Source organism: Streptomyces sp. NPDC039430 (assembly GCF_055639435.1).
In genome coordinates, this window is record NZ_JBVKAK010000001.1 from 778,253 (window position 1) to 797,301 (window position 19,049).

At 72.0% G+C, this 19,049-nt stretch carries 14 protein-coding genes; 9 read left to right on the forward strand and 5 right to left on the reverse strand.

Translation table 11 applies throughout. The annotated features are described in order from the left end of the window. Positions 1-107: 107 nt before the first annotated feature. A complete protein-coding gene (locus ACZ7LS_RS03330; protein ID WP_385137244.1) occupies positions 108-617 on the reverse strand; it encodes a DUF1203 domain-containing protein in 510 nt (169 codons plus the stop codon). A 148-nt stretch (positions 618-765) separates the two neighbouring features. On the opposite strand from ACZ7LS_RS03330, the gene pepN reads away from it, so the two are divergent. Continuing rightward, complete coding sequence (pepN, locus tag ACZ7LS_RS03335) at positions 766-3,342, forward strand: aminopeptidase N (protein WP_385137246.1); 2,577 nt, start codon at positions 766-768, stop codon at positions 3,340-3,342. A gap of 160 nt (positions 3,343-3,502) precedes the next feature. Here the strand turns inward: pepN and ACZ7LS_RS03340 are convergent, their stop codons facing one another. From ACZ7LS_RS03340 to ACZ7LS_RS03350, 3 genes are read right to left on the reverse strand one after another with little or no spacing between them, the layout of a single operon-like run. Then, on the reverse strand, positions 3,503-3,733 hold the full coding sequence (locus ACZ7LS_RS03340) for a hypothetical protein (protein WP_129771144.1): 231 nt from the start codon (positions 3,731-3,733) through the stop codon (positions 3,503-3,505). Positions 3,734-3,790: 57 nt separating this feature from the next. Further along, the gene (gene malQ, locus ACZ7LS_RS03345; RefSeq protein WP_385137248.1) at positions 3,791-5,992 is read right to left on the reverse strand and encodes a 4-alpha-glucanotransferase; all 2,202 of its coding nucleotides are present in this window, start codon (positions 5,990-5,992) and stop codon (positions 3,791-3,793) included. Positions 5,993-6,011: 19 nt separating this feature from the next. Then, the gene (locus tag ACZ7LS_RS03350) at positions 6,012-6,245 is read right to left on the reverse strand and encodes a hypothetical protein (protein ID WP_129771146.1); all 234 of its coding nucleotides are present in this window, start codon (positions 6,243-6,245) and stop codon (positions 6,012-6,014) included. A gap of 288 nt (positions 6,246-6,533) precedes the next feature. Here ACZ7LS_RS03350 and ACZ7LS_RS03355 point away from each other — a divergent pair, with 288 nt between their 5' ends. Then, positions 6,534-9,578: a beta-N-acetylglucosaminidase domain-containing protein gene (locus ACZ7LS_RS03355; protein ID WP_385137250.1), complete on the forward strand. Its 3,045-nt coding sequence runs from the start codon at positions 6,534-6,536 to the stop codon at positions 9,576-9,578. Between the two features lie 315 nt (positions 9,579-9,893). Here the strand turns inward: ACZ7LS_RS03355 and ACZ7LS_RS03360 are convergent, their stop codons facing one another. Next, positions 9,894-10,433: an HNH endonuclease gene (locus ACZ7LS_RS03360; protein WP_356508355.1), complete on the reverse strand. Its 540-nt coding sequence runs from the start codon at positions 10,431-10,433 to the stop codon at positions 9,894-9,896. Positions 10,434-10,717: 284 nt separating this feature from the next. On the opposite strand from ACZ7LS_RS03360, the gene ACZ7LS_RS03365 reads away from it, so the two are divergent. The 7 genes from ACZ7LS_RS03365 to ACZ7LS_RS03395 all read left to right on the forward strand — a co-directional run bounded on the left by ACZ7LS_RS03365 (position 10,718) and on the right by ACZ7LS_RS03395 (position 18,825). Then, entirely contained in the window at positions 10,718-11,785 is a 1,068-nt protein-coding gene (locus tag ACZ7LS_RS03365; protein WP_382521626.1) for a mechanosensitive ion channel family protein, read from the forward strand. A 230-nt stretch (positions 11,786-12,015) separates the two neighbouring features. After that, complete coding sequence (locus tag ACZ7LS_RS03370; RefSeq protein WP_382666586.1) at positions 12,016-13,179, forward strand: ROK family transcriptional regulator; 1,164 nt, start codon at positions 12,016-12,018, stop codon at positions 13,177-13,179. Positions 13,180-13,333: 154 nt separating this feature from the next. Next, the gene (locus tag ACZ7LS_RS03375; RefSeq protein ID WP_382521623.1) at positions 13,334-14,668 is read left to right on the forward strand and encodes an ABC transporter substrate-binding protein; all 1,335 of its coding nucleotides are present in this window, start codon (positions 13,334-13,336) and stop codon (positions 14,666-14,668) included. Between the two features lie 18 nt (positions 14,669-14,686). Then, complete coding sequence (locus tag ACZ7LS_RS03380; protein ID WP_382521620.1) at positions 14,687-15,628, forward strand: carbohydrate ABC transporter permease; 942 nt, start codon at positions 14,687-14,689, stop codon at positions 15,626-15,628. A 1-nt stretch (position 15,629) separates the two neighbouring features. Further along, the gene (locus ACZ7LS_RS03385; protein ID WP_382521618.1) at positions 15,630-16,541 is read left to right on the forward strand and encodes a carbohydrate ABC transporter permease; all 912 of its coding nucleotides are present in this window, start codon (positions 15,630-15,632) and stop codon (positions 16,539-16,541) included. A gap of 5 nt (positions 16,542-16,546) precedes the next feature. Then, positions 16,547-17,812 (forward strand): 6-phospho-beta-glucosidase, encoded by a 1,266-nt coding sequence (locus ACZ7LS_RS03390; RefSeq protein ID WP_382521615.1) that lies wholly within the window; start codon positions 16,547-16,549, stop codon positions 17,810-17,812. 2 nt (positions 17,813-17,814) lie between these two features. After that, positions 17,815-18,825, forward strand: coding sequence for an N-acetylglucosamine kinase (locus ACZ7LS_RS03395; protein WP_385341575.1), 1,011 nt, complete (start codon positions 17,815-17,817; stop codon positions 18,823-18,825). Positions 18,826-19,049 lie beyond the last annotated feature (224 nt).

Here is a 19,049-nt window from a genome sequence, read left to right on the forward strand (position 1 = left end):
CCAGCCCACCGCGCCCCTCTTTCCCCCCCCCCCCCCCCCCCCCCCCCCCCCCCTCCCCCCCCCCCCCCCTCCCCCCCCCCCCCCCGCCTCTTCACCGGTCCGGCCGGTCAGCCGCGGCGCACCTCGAACTGGAAGCAGCCGAACTCCACCGCGCGTACGTGCACCAGCGCGACCTCGGGATCGGCGAAGGCTTCGGCGAATGCCGTGTCGAATGCCTCGTCGAACCCCGCGTCGGCGTTCTCCGGAAGCTCCAGGAGCCGGCCACCGAGGATCCGGCCCTCGGAGCTGTAGCGCCGCACGGTGCGCAGCGCGCCGGGCCTGGTGTGCGGGTAGCCGCCCCCTTCGGCCGGTCCCCCGCACTCCTCGGCGTGGATGAAGACCGGCCCCTGTTCGTCGTACGCGCCCGGCTGGGCCCAGTTCTCGGCGGCCCAGCGGCGCAGCGGGGCGTACGAGACGAGCAGCAGCCGCTCACCGACCCGGCTCGGCCGCAGACAGCAGCGCAGCGGCGCGCCGCCCTCGTCGTCGGTGAACGGGGCACGGGTGTGGCCCGAGTCGTCGGTGTCGCGCAGTTCCTTGAGCGCGGCGGGGGTGATGGGGCGTGCGAGATGGTTCGTCATGGGTTCAGCGTCGCGCGGCCATCCGCCCGTGACCGGCGGTTTCCGGACCTCGCGCTGACCCGCCGCGTACAGCGGTTACCGCCGGGCGTCGAGCCCCGTCCGCGTGGAAAGATGGGCCCAAACGTCACGAACCGAGGAGATGACCCGGGTGCCTGGCACAAATCTGACCCGCGAAGAGGCGCAGCTGCGCGCACGCCTCCTCACCGTGGACTCGTACGAGATCGATCTCGATCTCAGCGGCGCACAGGAGGGCGGCACCTACCGGTCCGTGACCACGGTGCGCTTCCGGAGCGCGGAGGCCGGGGCGGAGACCTTCATCGACCTGGTGGCGCCCGCGGTGCACGAGGTCGTGCTGAACGGCACCTCCCTGGACGTCGCCGCCGTCTTCCGGGACTCGCGGATCGCGCTGACGCATCTGCACGAGGGCCCCAACGAGCTGACGGTCGTCGCGGACTGCGCCTACACCAACACCGGCGAGGGGCTGCACCGCTTCGTCGACCCGGTCGACGAACAGGCTTACCTGTACACGCAGTTCGAGGTGCCGGACGCGCGGCGGGTGTTCGCCTCCTTCGAGCAGCCCGACCTGAAGGCGACCTTCCAGTTCACCGTGAAGGCGCCCGAGGGCTGGACCGTCGTCTCCAACTCGCCGACGCCGGAGCCCAGGGACCACACCTGGGTCTTCGAGCCGACGCCGCGCATCTCGTCGTACATCACCGCGCTGATCGTGGGTCCGTACCACTCGGTGCACAGCTCGTACGAGAAGGACGGGCAGTCCGTGCCGCTGGGCATCTACTGCCGGCCCTCGCTCGCCGAGTATCTGGACTCGGACGCGATCTTCGAGGTCACCCGGCAGGGCTTCGACTGGTTCCAGGAGAAGTTCGCCTACGACTACCCCTTCGCCAAGTACGACCAGCTGTTCGTGCCGGAGTTCAACGCGGGCGCGATGGAGAACGCGGGCGCGGTGACCATCCGCGACCAGTACGTCTTCCGTTCGAAGGTGACGGACGCGGCGTACGAGACGCGGGCCGAGACGATCCTGCACGAGCTGGCGCACATGTGGTTCGGCGATCTGGTCACCATGGAGTGGTGGAACGATCTGTGGCTGAACGAGTCGTTCGCCACGTACACCTCGATCGCCTGCCAGGCGTACGCGCCGGGCTCGAAGTGGCCGCACTCCTGGACCACGTTCGCCAACTCCATGAAGACCTGGGCCTACCGGCAGGACCAGCTGCCCTCCACGCACCCGATCATGGCGGACATCCGTGATCTGGACGATGTGCTGGTCAACTTCGACGGCATCACGTACGCCAAGGGCGCGTCCGTGCTGAAGCAACTGGTCGCGTACGTCGGCCAGGACGAGTTCTTCAGCGGCGTGCAGGCGTACTTCAAGGCGCACGCGTTCGGGAACACCCGGCTGTCCGACCTGCTGGGCGCGCTGGAGGAGACCTCCGGGCGCGATCTGAAGACCTGGTCGACGGCGTGGCTGGAGACGGCCGGCATCAATGTGCTCCGCCCGGAGATCGAGCTGGACGCCTCGGGCCATGTGACCTCGCTCGCCGTACGGCAGGAGGCGCCGGTGCTGCCGGCCGGGGCCAAGGGCGAGCCGGTGCTGCGCCCGCACCGGATCGCGATCGGCTGCTACGACCTCGACGGGAACGGCAAGCTGGTCCGTACGAGCCGGATCGAGCTGGACGTGGAGGGCGAGCGCACGGAGGTGCCGTTCCCGGCGGACACGCCGCGTCCGGCCGTCATCCTGCTCAACGACGACGACCTGTCGTACGCGAAGGTCCGTCTCGACGAGGAGTCGCTGCGCGTCGTCACCGAACACCTCGGCGACTTCGCGGAGTCGCTGCCGCGCGCGCTGTGCTGGGCGTCGGCCTGGGACATGACGCGCGACGGCGAGCTGGCCACGCGCGACTATCTGGAGCTGGTGCTCTCGGGTATCACGAAGGAGTCGGACATCGGGGTGGTGCAGTCGCTGCACCGCCAGGTGAAGCTGGCGCTGGACCTGTACGCGGCGCCCGCGTGGCGCGAGGCGGGGCTGACCCGGTGGACGGACGCCACGCTGGCGCATCTGCGGGCGGCCGAGCCGGGCAGCGACCACCAGCTGGCGTGGGCACGGGCCTTCGCCGCGACGGCGCGTACGCCGCAGCAGCTGGATCTGCTGCAGGGCCTGCTCGACGGTACGGAGTCGATCGAGGGCCTGGCCGTCGACACCGAGCTGCGCTGGGCGTTCGTCCAGCGGCTCGCGGCGGTGGGGCTGCACGACGAGGAGGAGATCTCGGCGGAGTACGACCGCGACCGGACGGCGGCGGGCGAACGCCACGCGGCCGCGGCCCGTTCGGCGCGTCCGCTGGCCGAGGCGAAGGCGGAGGCATGGGCGTCGGTGGTGGAGAGCGACAAGCTGCCGAACGCCCTCCAGGAGGCGGTGATCAGCGGCTTCGTCCAGACCGACCAGCGTGAACTGCTGGCCCCGTACACGGAGAAGTTCTTCGCGGTGGTCGGCGAGGTCTGGGAGTCGCGCTCGCACGAGATGGCCCAGCAGATCGCGGTCGGTCTGTACCCGGCGCTCCAGGTCTCCCGCGCCACGCTGGACGCGACGGACGCCTGGCTCGCCTCGGCGGGCCCGAACGCGGCGCTGCACCGGCTGGTCTCGGAGTCGAGGTCGGGCGTCGAGCGCGCGCTGAAGGCGCAGGAGGCGGACGCGGCGGCTGCCGTCGCATAGCTGTCTGTCCGGAGACGGGCGGGCCGGGGCGGCCTCGCGGGGCCGTTCCCCGGCCCGCCCGTCTCCGTCCGTCCCCTTCGGAGACCGGCCGGCCGCGCCACGCGCAGAAGCGCCGCCCGGCACCCGAGGTGCCGGACGACGCCCGGAGAGTCCCGGTGGGTCAGGCCTGCTTGCGCGACTTGTCGAGCACCATCACCAGACCGGCGATGATGCCGAAGATCACCAGCGGGGCGACCACGAACAGGCCGAGGGTCTCGCCCACACTCAGGCCGGGGCCCGGGTCGTCGCCGTCGTCCCGGGTCAGCGCGAGCGCCGGGGACGACATGAGCAGCATCATCAGCGTCGTACCGGTCGCCAGGGCGCCGGCGCGCAGAGCGTTCTTCTTGTCCACGGTGCAAACGTAGCGAACCCGTGCGCGGGCCGCGCGCCCGGGGTGCCGTACAACAGCTCAGTGGTCGCGCAGGGCCTCCATCAGCCCGTGCAGCCGGGGCGAGGCGGCCAGTTCCTCCAGGCTCATCGGGCGGCCCCCGGCGTCGGCCACCGGCAGCCGCCAGTTCGGGTACTGGCTCCAGGTGCCCGGCAGGTTCTGCGGCCTGCGGTCGCCGACCGCGTCCGGCAGCCAGACGCCGATCATCCGCGCCGGTGTGAGCGTCAGGAAGCGGTAGAAGGCGCGGATCTCCTCCTCCTCGTCCCCGTCGCCCCCGGGCAGGAGCCCCAGGCGCGCGAGCGCGCCGAGCCACTCCGCGATCTCCGCCTGCTCCTCCGACCGCTCCTGCTCCAGCGTGCGGGTGAGCAGACCGAGGCGGTGGCGCAGCTCCGCGTACTCACCGGTGAGCCGGGCCGCCGTGGGCGGCAGATCGTGGGTGGTGACCGTGGCCACACAGCCCTCGCGCCAGCTCCCGGGCGGCAGCGGCCGTCCCGTGCCCTCCCAGTCGCGCTCGAACCAGAGCACGGACGTGCCGAGCACCCCGCGCCGCCGGAGCGCCTCGCGTACGCCGGGCTCGACCGTGCCCAGGTCCTCCCCTATGACGACGGCGCCCGCGCGGTGGGCCTCCAGGGCGAGGACCGCGAGCATCGCCTCCGCGTCGTAACGGACGTACGTTCCCCGGGTGGGGTCCTGGCCCCGGGGCACCCACCAGAGCCGGAACAGCCCCATCACATGGTCGATCCGCAACGCCCCCGCGTGCCGCAGCAGGCCCTGGAGCAGTCCGCGGAACGGGGCGTACCCGGACGCGGCCAGCACATCGGGGCGCCAGGGCGGCAGGCCCCAGTCCTGGCCGAGCGCGTTGAAGGCGTCCGGCGGCGCGCCGATCGAGATGCCCGCGGCGAAGGCGTCCTGCTGGGCCCAGGCGTCGGCGCCGCCCGGGTGCACCCCGACGGCGAGGTCATGGACGATCCCCACGGACATGCCGGCGTCCGCCGCGGCCTGGGAGGCGGCCGCCAGCTGCTCGTCCGTCAGCCAGGCCAGCCGGCAGTGGTAGTCGATCCGGTCGAGCAGTTCCCGGCGGGCGGCGGCCGTCTCGGCGGAGCGCGGATCCCGCAGCGCCTCCGGCCAGTCGTGCCACTCCGGGCCGTGCACCTCGGCGAGGGCGGACCAGGTGGCGTGGTCCTCCAGGGCGCCGCCCTGCGCGGCCAGGAAGTCCCAGTAGGCGGCGCGCCGCCCGGGGCCGAGCGGGACCGTGTCCAGGATGTCCAGGGCCGCGCGCTTGAGCGCCCACACGGCGTCGCGGTCGATCAGCGCGCCCTTGCCCGGGGTCTTGTCGAGGACGGACTCCCGCAGGGCCGCGGCCCGTTCCACCAGCGCGTCGAGGCGCGCGCGGTCGGATCCCCGCACATACGCGTACTCCGGGACGTCCTCGATCCGCAGATGCACCGGGTCCGGGAAGCGGCGCGAGGAGGGGCGGTACGGGGAGGGGTCGGTCGGATCGCCCGGTACGGCGGCGTGCAGCGGGTTGATCTGGACGAATCCGGCCCCCAGGGTCCGGCCCGACCAGCCGGCCAGCTCGGCGAGGTCGCCCAGGTCGCCCATGCCCCACGAGCGGGCGGAGAGCAGGGAGTAGAGCTGCACCAGGAAGCCGTGGGTACGGGCGGGCGGGCGCGGCACCAGCGCGGGCGCGACGATCAGCACCACCCAGGCCGTACGCCCGTCGGGGGCCTCGACGGCCAGCCGGTGCACCCCGAGCGGGAGCCCCGCCCAGGCGGCGGGCTCCTGGGGGGCGGAGTGCGGCAGCTCCACCGATTCGCCCTCCTCCGTCTCCACCCGGAGCACCGAGCCGTGCGGAAGCGCGGTCAGGGCGGGCGGCAGCTCGGGGGGCGGCGGGGCCGTGTCCTGAAGGGGGCTCGCGGACTCGCCGAGGACGCCGGGGGCGTCCGGGGCGCTCGGGACGTCCGGGGCGCTCGGGGCGTCCGGGCTGCTCGGGGAATCGTCCCGGGTGGTCCACAGCACCAGCGTCGCGGGCAGCAGCCGCCTCGCCTCGGCGGACTCGGCGTCGCCGAGCGCGTCGTCCACGGCCTCGGGCGTGGCCGCGTCGACGCCCAGCGCGGCGAGCACCGAGACCACGGTCTCGTCGGGGACCGCGACGGTGACGCCCGGGGAAGGTGAGTACGCGGTGGCGACACCGTGCAGCTCGGCGAGCCTGGCCAGACCCATACGCACTCCGTTCGGAAGGTCAGACTCCTGGGTACTCCGTGCCACCCGCCGTGCCGGGAGCGGTCGGCTCGCTGGTCAGCGGGGCGGCGCCGGCGAGCGGGGGCTCGCTGGTGAGGGGTGCCGCGTCGGCGAGCGGGGGCTCGCTCGTCAGAGGTCCCGCGCCGACGCCGCCGAGCGGGGGCTCGCTGGTCAGCGGGGCGGGCTCCGCCTGTTTGGAGAGGGCGGAGAGCAGAAGCTGTGCGGATGCGGCCATGGCGGCGCCTCCAAGGAACAGGGAACAGGTCATAGCAGCCCTACCCAGCGGGCGGAGCCGCAGACGTGTACGCCCCGTAAACGTGTGTCGAGTCACGATCCGTTCCCCGTGCGGCAGTTGAAGGTCCTGCCTATCACAAACGGGCATTTGCGACACAACGGCCACGCGCATTGACACCTTCACCACGGGGTGGTGGGCTCGATGCCGCTCGACGGCTCGCTTGTCGGGACTCCGGCGGGACGTGGGCGGTGCCAAGAAGCGAAACCAGTGAGCATGAGGGGACGAGGCATGCAGCTCGGGCGCAGGAAGCGGACCGCGACCGCGGTCACGGTCGCCGTGATCGGCGGACTCCTCGGCACCGCGCCGAGCGCGCTCGCCGCCCCTCAGGACCCCGGATCACCCGCGGCCGCCACCCCGGAACCCGAGGCCGGGACGGCGGTGCCCGCGGTCTGGCCGCGGCCCCAGACGATCAGGGCGGCCGGGAGCGCGGTCACGCTCGGGGACGAGGTGACCGTCGTCGCCGGCCCGGAAGCCGACACCTACGCCGTACAGGCAGTGGCGGATCTGCTGCGCGCGGCCGGTGTCCGAACCGTGCGCACCACCTCGTCCGACGCGTCCGCCGGGCCCTCGGGAGGGCCGCCCGCCGGCCGCGGGCCCGTGGTGCTCGCCGGGGGCGGCGGCGCGCGGGACGCGCTGCGCGCCCTCCGCGCGCCCGAACGCGCCGACCTGCCGTCCGGTGGCTACCGGATCGCCGTGGGCACCGTCGCGGGCCGCGCGACGGTCGCTCTGGACGGCGTCGGCGAGGACGGTCTCTTCCACGCCGCGCAGACCCTGCGTCAGTTGATCGTGCGCCGGACGGCGGACCGTCCCGCCGTGCCCGGCGTGGTCGTACGCGACTGGCCGGGCACCGCCTTACGCGGCACGACGGAAGGGTTCTACGGGCAGCCCTGGGACCACCGGCAGCGGCTGGCGCAGCTCGACTTCATGGGGCGCACCAAGCAGAACCGGTACCTCTACGCGCCGGGCGACGACCCGTACCGCCAGGCGCGCTGGCGTGATCCCTATCCGGCGGCGCAGCGCGCGGAGTTCCGCGAGCTGGCGGAGCGCGCCCGGCGCAACCACGTGACGCTCGCCTGGGCCGTCTCCCCCGCCCAGTCGATGTGCATGACCTCGGACGCGGACCTCAAGGCGCTCATCCGCAAGATCGACGCGATGTGGGCGCTGGGCGTGCGCGCCTTCCAGCTCCAGTTCCAGGACGTCAGCTACAGCGAGTGGCACTGCGGCCAGGACGCGGAGACCTTCGGCTCGGGACCGGGCGCCGCGGCCGAGGCACAGGCCCGGGTCGCGAACGCGGTGGCCGGACATCTGGCGGCCCGCTACGGCGGCGCGGAACCGCTCACGGTCATGCCGACCGAGTACTACCAGGACGGCGCCACGGACTACCGCACGGCGCTGGCCGGCGCGCTCGACGCGCGGGTGCGGGTGGCGTGGACGGGCGTCGGGGTCGTGCCGCGCACGATCACGGGACGCGAACTGATGGGCGCCCGCGCGGCGTTCAAGCACCCGCTGGTCACCATGGACAACTATCCGGTCAACGACTACGAGCAGGGCCGGCTCTTCCTCGGCCCGTACACCGGCCGGGAGCCCGCCGTGGCGGGCGGTTCCGTCGGGCTGCTCGCCAACGCGATGGAGCAGGCGTCGGCGTCCCGTATCCCGCTGTTCACGGCGGCCGACTACGCCTGGAACCCGCGTGGCTACCAGCCGCAGGAGTCCTGGCGTGCCGCGATCGACGATCTCGCGGGCGGGGACGAGGGAGCCCGCGAGGCGCTGGGCGTGCTCGCGGGCAATGACGCCTCGTCGATCCTCAGCCCGTCGGAGTCGGCGTATCTGAAGCCGCTGCTGGACGCGTTCTGGCGGTCCCGTACGACCACGGACACGGCGGCCAGGACCGCCGCGGCGGACAGGCTGAGGGCCGCGTTCTCGGCGATGCGCGAGGCCCCGCGGCGGCTGTCGGGGACCGCCGACGGACGGCTGGACGACGAGGTGCGGCCCTGGCTCGACCAGCTCGCGCGGTACGGCGCCGCGGGCGAACTGGCCGTCGACATGCTCCGGGCCCAGGACCGCGGCGACGGCGCGGCGGCGTGGCGGGCCTCGGTGGAGCTGGAGCCGCTGCGCGAGGCCGCGGAGGCGAGCCGGGTGACGGTCGGCGAGGGCGTGCTGGGGCCGTTCCTGGCGCGGGCGGCCAAGGAGTCGTCGGCCTGGACGGGAGCGGATCGCGCGGCGGGACGCACGGAGTCCGCCGGTGGTACGGGCGACGCCGTCGCCCAGGACGCGCGGACCTACACCGTCGAGCTGGGGCGGGCCAGGCCCCTGGAGGCGGTCAACACGATGGCCGAGCCCGGCACGGGCGCCGGCGCGACCGTCGAGGCCCGGATCCCCGGCCAGGGCTGGCGCGCCCTGGGGCCCCTCTCGACGAGCGGCTGGACCGAGTCGGACGCGAAGGGGCTGGCCGGGCAGCGGGTCGACGCGGTACGGATCGCCTGGTCCGGTGCGGCCGCCGGGCCCGGCGGACCCAGTGGGTCCACGCCGTCCATACGGCATGTCGTGCCCTGGTTCGCCGACGAGCCGCGGGCCAGCCTCGACCTGCCGCGCGGCGAGGCGAACGCCCAGATCGGCGGGGAGCCGAAGACCGTCGAGGCGCGTATCGCCGCGCAGCGGCCGGGCGAGGTGCGGGGCGCGCTCACGGCGAGGCCGCCTTCCGGCATTCGGGTGACGGTGCCCAAGGAGACGACGGTGCCGCGCGGCTCCCGTACGAAGGTCCCCATCGAGGTGAGCGTCCCCGAGGGCACCCCGGCCGGCCGGTACGAGGTGCCGCTCGCCTTCGCGGGCGAGGAGCGGACGCTCACGGTACGTGCCTCGCCCGTCACCGGCGGCCCGGATCTGGCGCGTACGGGCACGGCCTCGTCGTCCGGGGACGAGACCCCCGACTTCCCGGCCGCCGCCGCGGCCGACGGCGATCCGGCCAGCCGCTGGTCCTCGCCCGCGGAGGACGGCGCGTGGTGGCAGGTGGAGCTGGCGCGGCCGGCCAGGGTGGGACAGGTGGTACTGCACTGGCAGGAGGCGTACGCGGCCCGCTACCGCGTCCAGGTCTCGGCGGACGGGCGCACCTGGCGGACGGCGGCGACGGTGACGGACGGCGGGGGCGGACGGGAGGCGCTCGGGATGGACGCGAAGGACGCGCGGTTCGTGCGGGTGCGGGGGGAGGGACGGGCGACGCGGTTCGGGTACTCGCTGTTCGCGGTGGAGGTCTACGCGGTGGCGGCCCTTTCTTGAGGGCTGGTTCGCCTCCGGGCACGGGCCGGGGTGCTCAGGACAGACCTGAGCGCCTACGTTCGCGCACCGCCGCGCGGCCTCTCTTTTCGAGGGGAGGGCTCGGTTCGCCTCCGGGCGCTTTATGCCACTGTCGACGGTCGACCGTGCTCGATTCCCTCGTTCCTCGGGAACCTCCGCGCGCTCTCCCTTTCGACAGCGGCGCGCCCTTCGGCTCACTCGCCGGCGGTCGTGCGCACCCGGAACAGCGCGGCATCCCATTCCAGCCCGCACCCCGTACCGACCACCGGAGGCACCGGCACCGGACGCGCGCCTTCCCTAAGAAACCCGCGGCGCGTCGATGCGGGCCACCGCGTCCTCCGCGCCGTACGGCTGGAGGTACGGCATCCAGCGCGGGTCGCGGTGGCCGGTGCCGATGATGCGCCAGGCCAGGCCCGACGGCGGGGCGGGCTGGTGGTTGAGGCGCCAGCCCAGTTCCCGCAGGTGCCGGTCCGCCTTGACGTGGTTGCAGCGGCGGCAGGCCGCCACCACGTTGTCCCACCGGTGCTGCCCGCCGCGGCTGCGCGGGATGACGTGGTCGACGCTGGTTGCGACGCCACCGCAGTACATACAGCGACCGCCGTCACGGGCGAAGAGGGCCCGGCGGGTCAGCGGAACGGGCCCCCGGTAGGGGACCCGCACGAAACGCTTCAGCCGTACGACGCTGGGGGCCGGGATGACACGGGTCTCGCTGTGCATGAAGGCGCCGGATTCCTCGAGGCAGAGTGCCTTGTTCTCCAGGACGAGGACGAGCGCGCGGCGGAGCGGTACGACGCCGAGCGGCTCGTACGACGCGTTGAGGACCAGGACATGCGGCACGGATGCCTCCTTGTACGCCGGCGGCACGTGGCTCGCGCCGGGACGATCTGTTCTCAGTCTCTCCTCATGCCTGGTCGAAACGCCACCACGTGCAGGTAACGGGCTATGAGTGTTTTCGACCACAAGACGCCCCGCGCCCCGCGCACAGGCCCGCGCGGGGGCCCTGGACGGGCCGTGGGCGGCATACGTGAGGCGCGTCTCTCCGGCCGCTTCGAGCGGCGGCCTGGCCGGACTGCCCCGTTAGTGTGGTGGGACCGCCCCGGCAACACCTGGAGGTTTCCGCCGTGTCCTGGTCCGCCCCGTTGGCCGCCGGCCCGTCGTCCGACTCCGTCACGCTCGACGAGGCCGCGGACCACGCCAACAACGCCGCGAGCTGGGTGCAGGAGAACTGGGCCATCTGGCTGAGCACCGGGTTGCGGATCGTGCTCATCCTGGTCATCGCGCTCGTGCTGCGCCATGTGATCCGCCGGGCGCTGACCAAGCTGATAGACCGCATGAACCGCAGTGTGCAGGCGGTGGAGGGCAGCGCGCTCGGCGGGCTGCTGGTGAACGCGGAGCGGCGCCGGCAGCGTTCCGAGGCGATCGGGTCGGTGCTCCGCTCGGTCACGTCGTTCCTGATCCTGGGCACGGCGGCGCTGATGATGCTGGGCGCGCTCAATATCAATCTGGCCCCGCTGCTGGCCTCCGCGGGCGTCGCGGGCGTGGCCCTGGGGTTCGGTGCGCGCAATCTTGTGACGGACTTCCTGTCGGGGGTCTTCATGATCCTGGAGGACCAGTACGGCGTCGGGGACACCATCGACGCGGGGGTGGCGTCCGGCGAGGTGATCGAGGTCGGTCTGCGGGTCACCAAGCTGCGGGGCGACAACGGCGAGATCTGGTACGTGCGCAACGGTGAGGTGAAGCGGATCGGCAACCTCAGCCAGGGCTGGGCGACGGCGGGTGTCGATGTGATGGTGCGGCCGACGGAGGACCTGGAGAACGTCCGTACGGTCATCGCGGGGGTCGCGGAGAAGATGGCCAAGGACGACCCGTGGAACGAGCGGCTGTGGGGCCCGGTCGAGGTGCTGGGGCTGGACGCCGTCCTGCTGGACTCGATGACGGTGCGGCTCTCGGCGAAGACGATGCCGGGCCAGGCGCTGGGGGTGGAGCGCGAGCTGCGCTGGCGGATCAAGCGCGCGTTCGACGAGGCGGGCATCCAGATCGTCGGCGGGCTGCTCCCGGCGGTGGAGGCCCCCGCGGCGACGGCGGACCCCGCGGCCGGGGTCTCCGCTCCCTCGGCGCTGGCGAGCCCGACGTCCCCGCAGTCCCTGGCCGCGGCCCCGATCACGCCGCCCGCGAACCTCGCGAAGTAGCACGGCCCTTTTCCCACCGCCCCCGCAGGTAACGCTTTGGTTGCCGCGGGGGTGTGTTGTGCCGGAGAGTATTGACGCCTTCGAGGCTTCCGGCCTACTTTCCTCCCACCCGATAGGAAACTTTCCTAACAGTGTCGGGAGTGAGCAGGGGAAGGGCAGGTGTCGAGTCCGTGACCGATGTGACCGGATCACCCACTCCGTCACCGGGGACACCCCGTGTGCTGCGGGCCATGAACGACCGGGCCGCGCTCGATCTGCTGCTGGCCCACGGCCCGCTCTCGCGGACCCGGATAGGCAAGCTCACCGGCCTCTCGAAGCCGACCGCCTCCCAGCTGCTCGCCCGTCTCGAAGCGGCCGGCCTGGTCGTCGCCACCGGGACGACCGAGGGACGGCCGGGGCCCAACGCCCAGCTGTACGCGGTCAACGCGCGCGCCGCGTACGCCGCCGGGCTCGATGTGAGTCCGCGGCGGATCCTGGCCGCCGTCGCCGACCTCACCGGAACGACCGTCGGGGAGTTCGAACTGCCCACCCCCGGGCGCCGCGCCGACAGTGTGGTCCGTCAGGTCACGGACGCGCTGGAGGGGGCCGTGAAGGCGGCCGGTCTCGCCGTCGCCGACGTGCGCCGGGTGGTGATCGGTACGCCCGGCGCGTTCGATCCGTCCACCGGCCGGCTGCGCTACGCGTCCCATCTGCCCGGCTGGCACTCCACCACGCTCCTCGACGAGCTGGCCGCGGCCCTGCCGATGCCCGTCGGGTACGAGAACGACGTGAACCTCGCGGCGGTCGCCGAGCAGCGCCTCGGGGTGGCCCGCGGCGACGAGGACTTCGTCCTGCTGTGGAACGAGGACGGCCTCGGCGCCGCCCTGTTCATCGGCGGGCGGCTGCACCGCGGCTTCACCGGCGGCGCCGGCGAGGTCGGCTTCCTGCCGGTCCCCGGCACCCCGCTGGTACGCCAGGTGGTCCGGGCGAACAGCGGTGGTTTCCAGGAGCTGGCGGGCGCCCAGTCCGTGCCGCGGCTCGCGAAATCCCTCGGCATCGACACCCCGGAGACGCCGTACGCCGAGGTCGCGGCCGGGCTGCTGACCCGGGCCGCCGCCGGGCACGAGCGGGACGAGCGGCTGGCCGAGCTGCTGCGGCTGTACGCCCAGCGGCTCGCCACCGGTCTCGCTTCGGTGACCGCCGTGCTCGACCCCGAGCTGATCGTCCTCGCGGGCGGGGTGACCGCCGCCGGCGGCGAGCCGCTGCGCGCCCTCGTCCAGGCGGAGCTGGCCGAACTGGCCGCGTCCCGCCCCCGGCTCCTCATCGGTGAGGTCCAGCACCGTCCCGTCCTGCGCGGCGCGCTGGAGAGCGCCTTGTCGACCACGCGCGACGAGGTCTTCGACACCGCCCGCTGAGCGCCGACCGCGGAGCGCCGCCCGCTGTTCACCGCCCGCTGTTCACCGCCCGCCGAAGACCGACCGCCGTTCACCGCCCCCCGTTCCCTTCCGCCGCCCCCGCACCCTCCGTATCTCCCTTCCGACCCCCGTACCCATCACCGGGAGTACCGCCATGCTCAGAAACCGTCGTCTCGCCGTCTCCGCCGTCGCGGTGGCCGCGATATCCGTTCTCGCCACCTCGTGTACCGGACAGTCCGGCGCCGACGCGTCCGACGATCCGAACGCCAAGACCTCCATCACCTTCTGGCACGGTTGGAGCGCGCCCGCCGAGGTGAAGGCCATCCAGGCGAACATCGACCGGTTCGAGAAGGACCATCCGAACATCACGGTGAACGTCGTCGGCAACATCAACGACGACAAGCTCAACCAGGCGCTGCGCGCGGGCGGTTCCAAGGGACCGGACGTGGTGTCCTCCTTCACCACCTCGAACGTCGGCAAGTTCTGCTCGTCGGGCGCCTTCGCCGATCTCGACCCGTTCATCCAGAAGTCCAAGCTGGACCTGGAGAAGACGTTCCCCAAGGTGCTGCTGGAGTACACGCAGTTCGAGGGCAAGCGCTGCGCGCTGCCGCTGCTCAGCGACGCGTACGGGCTCTACTACAACAAGGACGCCTTCGAGAAGGCCGGGATCGCCTCCCCGCCGAAGACGATGTCGGAGCTGGCCGCCGTCGCCAAGAAGCTGACGAAGACCAAGGGCGACAGCTACGAGCAGGTCGGTCTGATGCCGACCTACCACGGCTACGAGACGGTCGTCGACCACTACATGTCGAGCTGGGACCACGCGTACTTCGACCAGGACGGCAAGTCCAGCATCGCCAAGGACCCGGCCTTCGCCAAGATGTTCACGTACCAGAAGAAGCTGGTCGAGGACCTCGGCGGCTACCCGAAGCTGGAGAAGTTCCGCTCCACGTTCGGTGACGAGTGGGGCGCCAAGCACCCGTTCCACACCGGCCAGGTCGCCATGCAGCTGGACGGCGAGTGGCGGCTCGGCATGGCCGAGGACGCCAAGGTGCCGTTCGAGATCGGTGTCGCGCCGATGCCGGTGGCGGACGACGAGGCGGACAGCTACGGCAAGGGCTTCCTCTCCGGCACGATCATGGGGATCGCCCCGCAGAGCAAGAAGCAGAACGCCGCGTGGGAGCTGGTGAAGTACATGACGACCGACACCGAGGCGGTCGTCCAGTTCGCCAACGGCATCCGCAATGTGCCCTCGACGCTGGAGGCGCTGAAGTCCCCGGGCCTGACGTTCGACCCGCGGTTCAAGACCTTCCTCGACATCGCGCAGCACCCGAAGTCCAGCACGCCGCCCGCCGCCGTCAACGGCTCGACGTACCAGCAGACGCTCCAGGACTTCGGGTACCAGTACGAGCAGGGCAAGGTGAAGGATCTGCAGGCGGGTCTGGAGAAGACCGCCCGGCAGATCGACCGTGACATCGAGCAGGCCAAGTAGCGGGCCGGGACGCCACCGATGTCCACGCACACGCTCCGTTCGAAGCGCCGCAGGTCGGCGCTTCGGACGGCGGCGTTCATGTCGCCCTGGTTGATCGGCTTCACCGTCTTCTTCGCGTATCCGCTGATCTCGACCGTCTACTTCTCCTTCATGAAGTACGACGGCTTCAACTCGCCCGTCTGGAACGGTCTGGGGAACTGGTCGTACGTCTTCGACGACTACCCGATGTTCTGGCCGTCCCTGCGCAACACCCTCTGGCTCGTCGTGATCATGGTGACGTGCCGGGTGGTCTTCGGACTCGGCATCGGCCTGCTGATCACCAAGATCAAGACGGGTACGGGAATCTTCCGCACCCTCTTCTATCTGCCGTATCTGGCGCCGCCGGTCGCCGCGACGCTCGCGTTCGTCTTTCTGCTCAACCCGGGTACGGGGCCGGTCAACACGATTCTCGGGGACCTCGGCCTGCCGACCCCCGGGTGGTTCAACGACCCCGGCTGGTCCAAGCCCGCGCTCACCCTGCTGGCCGTCTGGGGCATCGGCGACCTGATGGTGATCTTCATGGCCGCGCTGCTCGACGTACCGAAGGAGCAGTACGAGGCGGCCGAGCTGGACGGCGCGTCGGCCTGGCACCGCTTCCGGTACGTGACCCTGCCGAACATCTCGCCGATCGTGATGTTCGCCGTGGTCACCGGCGTCATCTCGGCGATGCAGTACTACTCGCAGCCGCTGGTCGCGGGCAAGGTCGCCTCCGGCGTCATCGGAGGATCCGGGCAGCAGTTCGAGCCCGGGTACCCGGACAAGTCCACGCTGACCCTGCCGCAGCTGGTCTACAACCTGGGCTTCCAGCGCTTCGACTACGGCGCCGCGTGCGTGGTCGCGCTCGTGCTGTTCGCGCTGGCCATGGCCTTCACGGCGCTGCTGATGCGGCGGCGCGGCGGACTGATCGGATCGGGTGACTGAGATGACCCAACTCCTCGGCCGGCCCGGCTCGCCGACGACGGCCGCGCCCGGCGCGGCCGACCGTACGCCCGCCGCCCGCACCGCGCGCCGCAAGGCGCTGCTGCACTGGATCGCCGTGCACTCGCTGGGGGTCGCGGCCGCGCTCTTCTTCGTGCTGCCGTTCGTCTTCCTCTTCCTGACCTCGGTGATGAGCGACCACCAGGCGCTCACCCGCGATCTGACCCCCAACTCCTGGGAGTGGGGCAACTACGCGAAGGTGTTCGACACCCCGGGCTTTCTGACCTGGTGGAAGAACACCCTGCTGTACGCGGGGCTCGGCACCGTCCTGTCGGTGCTCTCCTCGATCCCGGTGGCGTACGCGCTCGCGAAGTTCCGCTTCCGCGGGCGGCAGTTGTCGCTGATGCTCGTCATCTCGATGATGATGCTGCCGCCTCAGGTGATCATCATTCCGATGTATCTGTTCTGGGCGAAGCAGCTCGATCTGTCGGGCTCCCTCTGGCCGCTGATCATCCCGATGGCGTTCGGTGACGCGTTCTCGATCTTCCTGCTGCGCCAGTTCCTGCTGACGATCCCCAACGAGTACCTGGACGCGGCGAAGGTCGACGGCTGCGGCGAGTTCCGTACCCTGATCAGGGTCGTCCTGCCGATGGCCAGGCCCGGGATCGCGGCCGTCGCGCTGTTCCAGTTCTTCTACGCCTGGAACGACTACTTCGGCCCGCAGATCTACGCCTCGGAGAACCCGGCCGCCTGGACGCTCAGTTACGGCCTGGAGTCCTTCAAGGGCGCGCACCATACCGACTGGAATCTGACCATGGCCGCGACCGTACTGGTCATGGCCCCTGTGATCCTCGTGTTCTTCTTCGCCCAGAAGGCGTTCGTCGAGGGAGTCACACTGACCGGAGTGAAGGGCTGAGAACCATGAAGCTCGCCGTGGTAGGCGGAGGATCGACCTACACACCCGAACTCATCGACGGATTCTCTCGGTTGAGGGACACCCTGCCGATCGAGGAACTCGTACTGGTCGACCCCGCGGCCGACCGTCTCGAACTGGTCGGGGGGCTGGCCCGGCGCATCTTCGCCAAACAGGGCCATCCCGGCCGTATCACCACCACCTCGGACGTGGACGCGGGCGTCGCCGGCGCCGACGCGGTGCTGCTCCAGCTGCGGGTCGGCGGACAGGCCGCGCGCAACCAGGACGAGACCTGGCCGCTGGAGTGCGGCTGTGTCGGACAGGAGACGACCGGCGCGGGCGGTCTCGCCAAGGCGCTGCGCACGGTGCCGGTGGTACTCGACATCGCCGAGCGGGTGCGGCGCGCCAACCCCGACGCGTGGATCATCGACTTCACGAATCCGGTGGGGATCGTGACCCGGGCGCTGCTCCAGGCCGGCCACAAGGCCGTGGGGCTGTGCAATGTGGCGATCGGTTTCCAGCGCAGGTTCGCGAAGCTGCTCGACGTCGCGCCCTCCGACGTCTACCTGGAGCATGTGGGGCTGAACCATCTGACCTGGGAGCGCGGGGTACGGCTCGGCGGCCCCGACGGCGCCGATCTGCTGCCCAAGCTGCTGGCGGAGCACGGCGACTCGCTCGCGGCCGATCTGCGGCTGCCGCGCGCGGTGCTCGACCGGCTCGGCGTCGTGCCCTCGTACTATCTGCGCTACTTCTACGCGCACGACGAGGTCGTACGGGAGCTGCGGACCAAGCCGTCCCGGGCCGCCGAGGTGGCCGAGATGGAGAAGCAGCTGCTGGAGATGTACGGCGATCCCACGCTGGACGAGAAGCCCGAGCTGCTGTCCAAGCGCGGCGGCGCCTTCTACTCGGAGGCGGCGGTGGATCTGGCCGCCTCGCTGCTGCGCGGCGGCGGGAGCCCCGTCCAGGTGGTGAACACGTACAACAACGGCACGCTGCCGTTCCTGGCGGACGACGCGGTGATCGAGGTCCAGGCGCGGGTGGACACGTCGGGCGCGGCGCCGCTCCCGGTGTCCGAGCTGGATCCGCTGTACGCGGGCCTGATCGCGAATGTCACGGCGTACGAGGACCTGGCGCTGGAGGCCGCGCTGCGCGGCGGCCGGGACCGGGTCTTCAAGGCGCTGCTCGCGCATCCGCTGATCGGGCAGTACGAGTACGCCGAGGCGCTCACCGACCAGCTGATCGCCCACAACCGGGAGCATCTCGCGTGGGTGTGAGCGTGGCGGTGAGCACAGCCGGCGAGACGGTGGGGCGCGCGAGCGTCCTGGCCGTCGACGCCGGGAACAGCAAGACCGATGTGGCCGTGATCGGCGCCGACGGCTCGGTGCTCGGCACGGCCCGCGGGGGCGGCTTCCAGCCGCCGGTCGTGGGGATCGACGCGGCGGTCGACGCGCTGGCGGTGACGGTCGCCGAGGCCGCCTCGGCGGCCGGACTGCCGGAGCGCGATCTCGTCGGCCATGTGTCGGCCTGTCTCGCCAACGCCGATCTCCCGGTCGAGGAGCGGGAGTTGGCCGAGGCCGTACAGGCGCGCGGCTGGGGGCGTACGACAGAGGTGCGCAACGACACCTTCGCGATACTGCGCGCCGGGCTGCCGAGCGGCGCGGAGCCGCGGGGCGTGGCCGTCGTCTGCGGCGCGGGCATCAACTGCGTGGGGATGCTGCCGGACGGCCGTACCGCGCGCTTCCCCGCGATCGGGCGGATCTCCGGTGACTGGGGCGGCGGTTCGGGCCTCGCGGAGGAGGCCCTGTGGTTCGCGGCGCGGGCCGAGGACGGCCGCGGCGAGCCGACGGAGCTGGTACGGACGCTGCCCGGCCATTTCGGGCTCGGCTCGATGTACGAGCTGATCGAGGCGCTGCATCTGGGGCATATCCCGTTCGCCCGCAGGCATGAGCTGACGCCGGTGCTGTTCGCGACGAGCGCGGCGGGCGACGCGGTGGCCCATTCCGTGGTCGACCGGCTGGCCGAGGAGGTCGTCGTCCTGGCCGCGGTGGCGCTCGGCAAGCTCGGGCTGCTCGACGAGGAGGTGCCGGTGCTGCTGGGCGGGAGTGTCCTGGCGGCCCGTCATCCGCAGCTGGACGACCGGATCGCGGAGTTGCTGGCGGCCAGGGCGCCCAAGGCGGTCATCGGTGTGGTGACGGCGCCGCCGGTGCTGGGGGCCGCGCTGCTCGGTCTCGACCAGGTGGGGGCGGGCGCGGAGGCGCACGCCAGGCTCGGGGCGCATTACGCCTGACCCGGGCCGCCATCCGAGGCCCGGACGGCCACGCGCGTTCCGGGCCTTCACGCGCGTACGAAAGCCCCGTGAACGGGAACCGCTCACGGGGCTCCGGCGTATTCATGAGGGAGACGACAGGAAGACAGCGGGGGCCGGGCCGGGGGGAGCGGCCGGTCGCGGCCGGCGCGAGAAGGACAAGATCCAGTCAATCCTGGTGTAGTTGTCAGTACCTCCGGCCATAC

Excerpts from the sequence above, each read along its gene's own strand:
- ACZ7LS_RS03330 (WP_385137244.1), bottom strand. The coding sequence starts at position 617 with ATGACGAACCATCTCGCACGCCCCATCACCCCCGCCGCGCTCAAGGAA.
- malQ (WP_385137248.1), bottom strand. The coding sequence starts at position 5,992 with ATGGGTCTGGCCAGGCTCGCCGAGCTGCACGGTGTCGCCACCGCGTAC.
- ACZ7LS_RS03350 (WP_129771146.1), bottom strand. The coding sequence starts at position 6,245 with ATGGCCGCATCCGCACAGCTTCTGCTCTCCGCCCTCTCCAAACAGGCG.
- ACZ7LS_RS03355 (WP_385137250.1), top strand. The coding sequence starts at position 6,534 with ATGCAGCTCGGGCGCAGGAAGCGGACCGCGACCGCGGTCACGGTCGCC.
- ACZ7LS_RS03370 (WP_382666586.1), top strand. The coding sequence starts at position 12,016 with ATGAACGACCGGGCCGCGCTCGATCTGCTGCTGGCCCACGGCCCGCTC.
- ACZ7LS_RS03375 (WP_382521623.1), top strand. The coding sequence starts at position 13,334 with ATGCTCAGAAACCGTCGTCTCGCCGTCTCCGCCGTCGCGGTGGCCGCG.
- ACZ7LS_RS03380 (WP_382521620.1), top strand. The coding sequence starts at position 14,687 with ATGTCCACGCACACGCTCCGTTCGAAGCGCCGCAGGTCGGCGCTTCGG.
- ACZ7LS_RS03385 (WP_382521618.1), top strand. The coding sequence starts at position 15,630 with ATGACCCAACTCCTCGGCCGGCCCGGCTCGCCGACGACGGCCGCGCCC.
- ACZ7LS_RS03390 (WP_382521615.1), top strand. The coding sequence starts at position 16,547 with ATGAAGCTCGCCGTGGTAGGCGGAGGATCGACCTACACACCCGAACTC.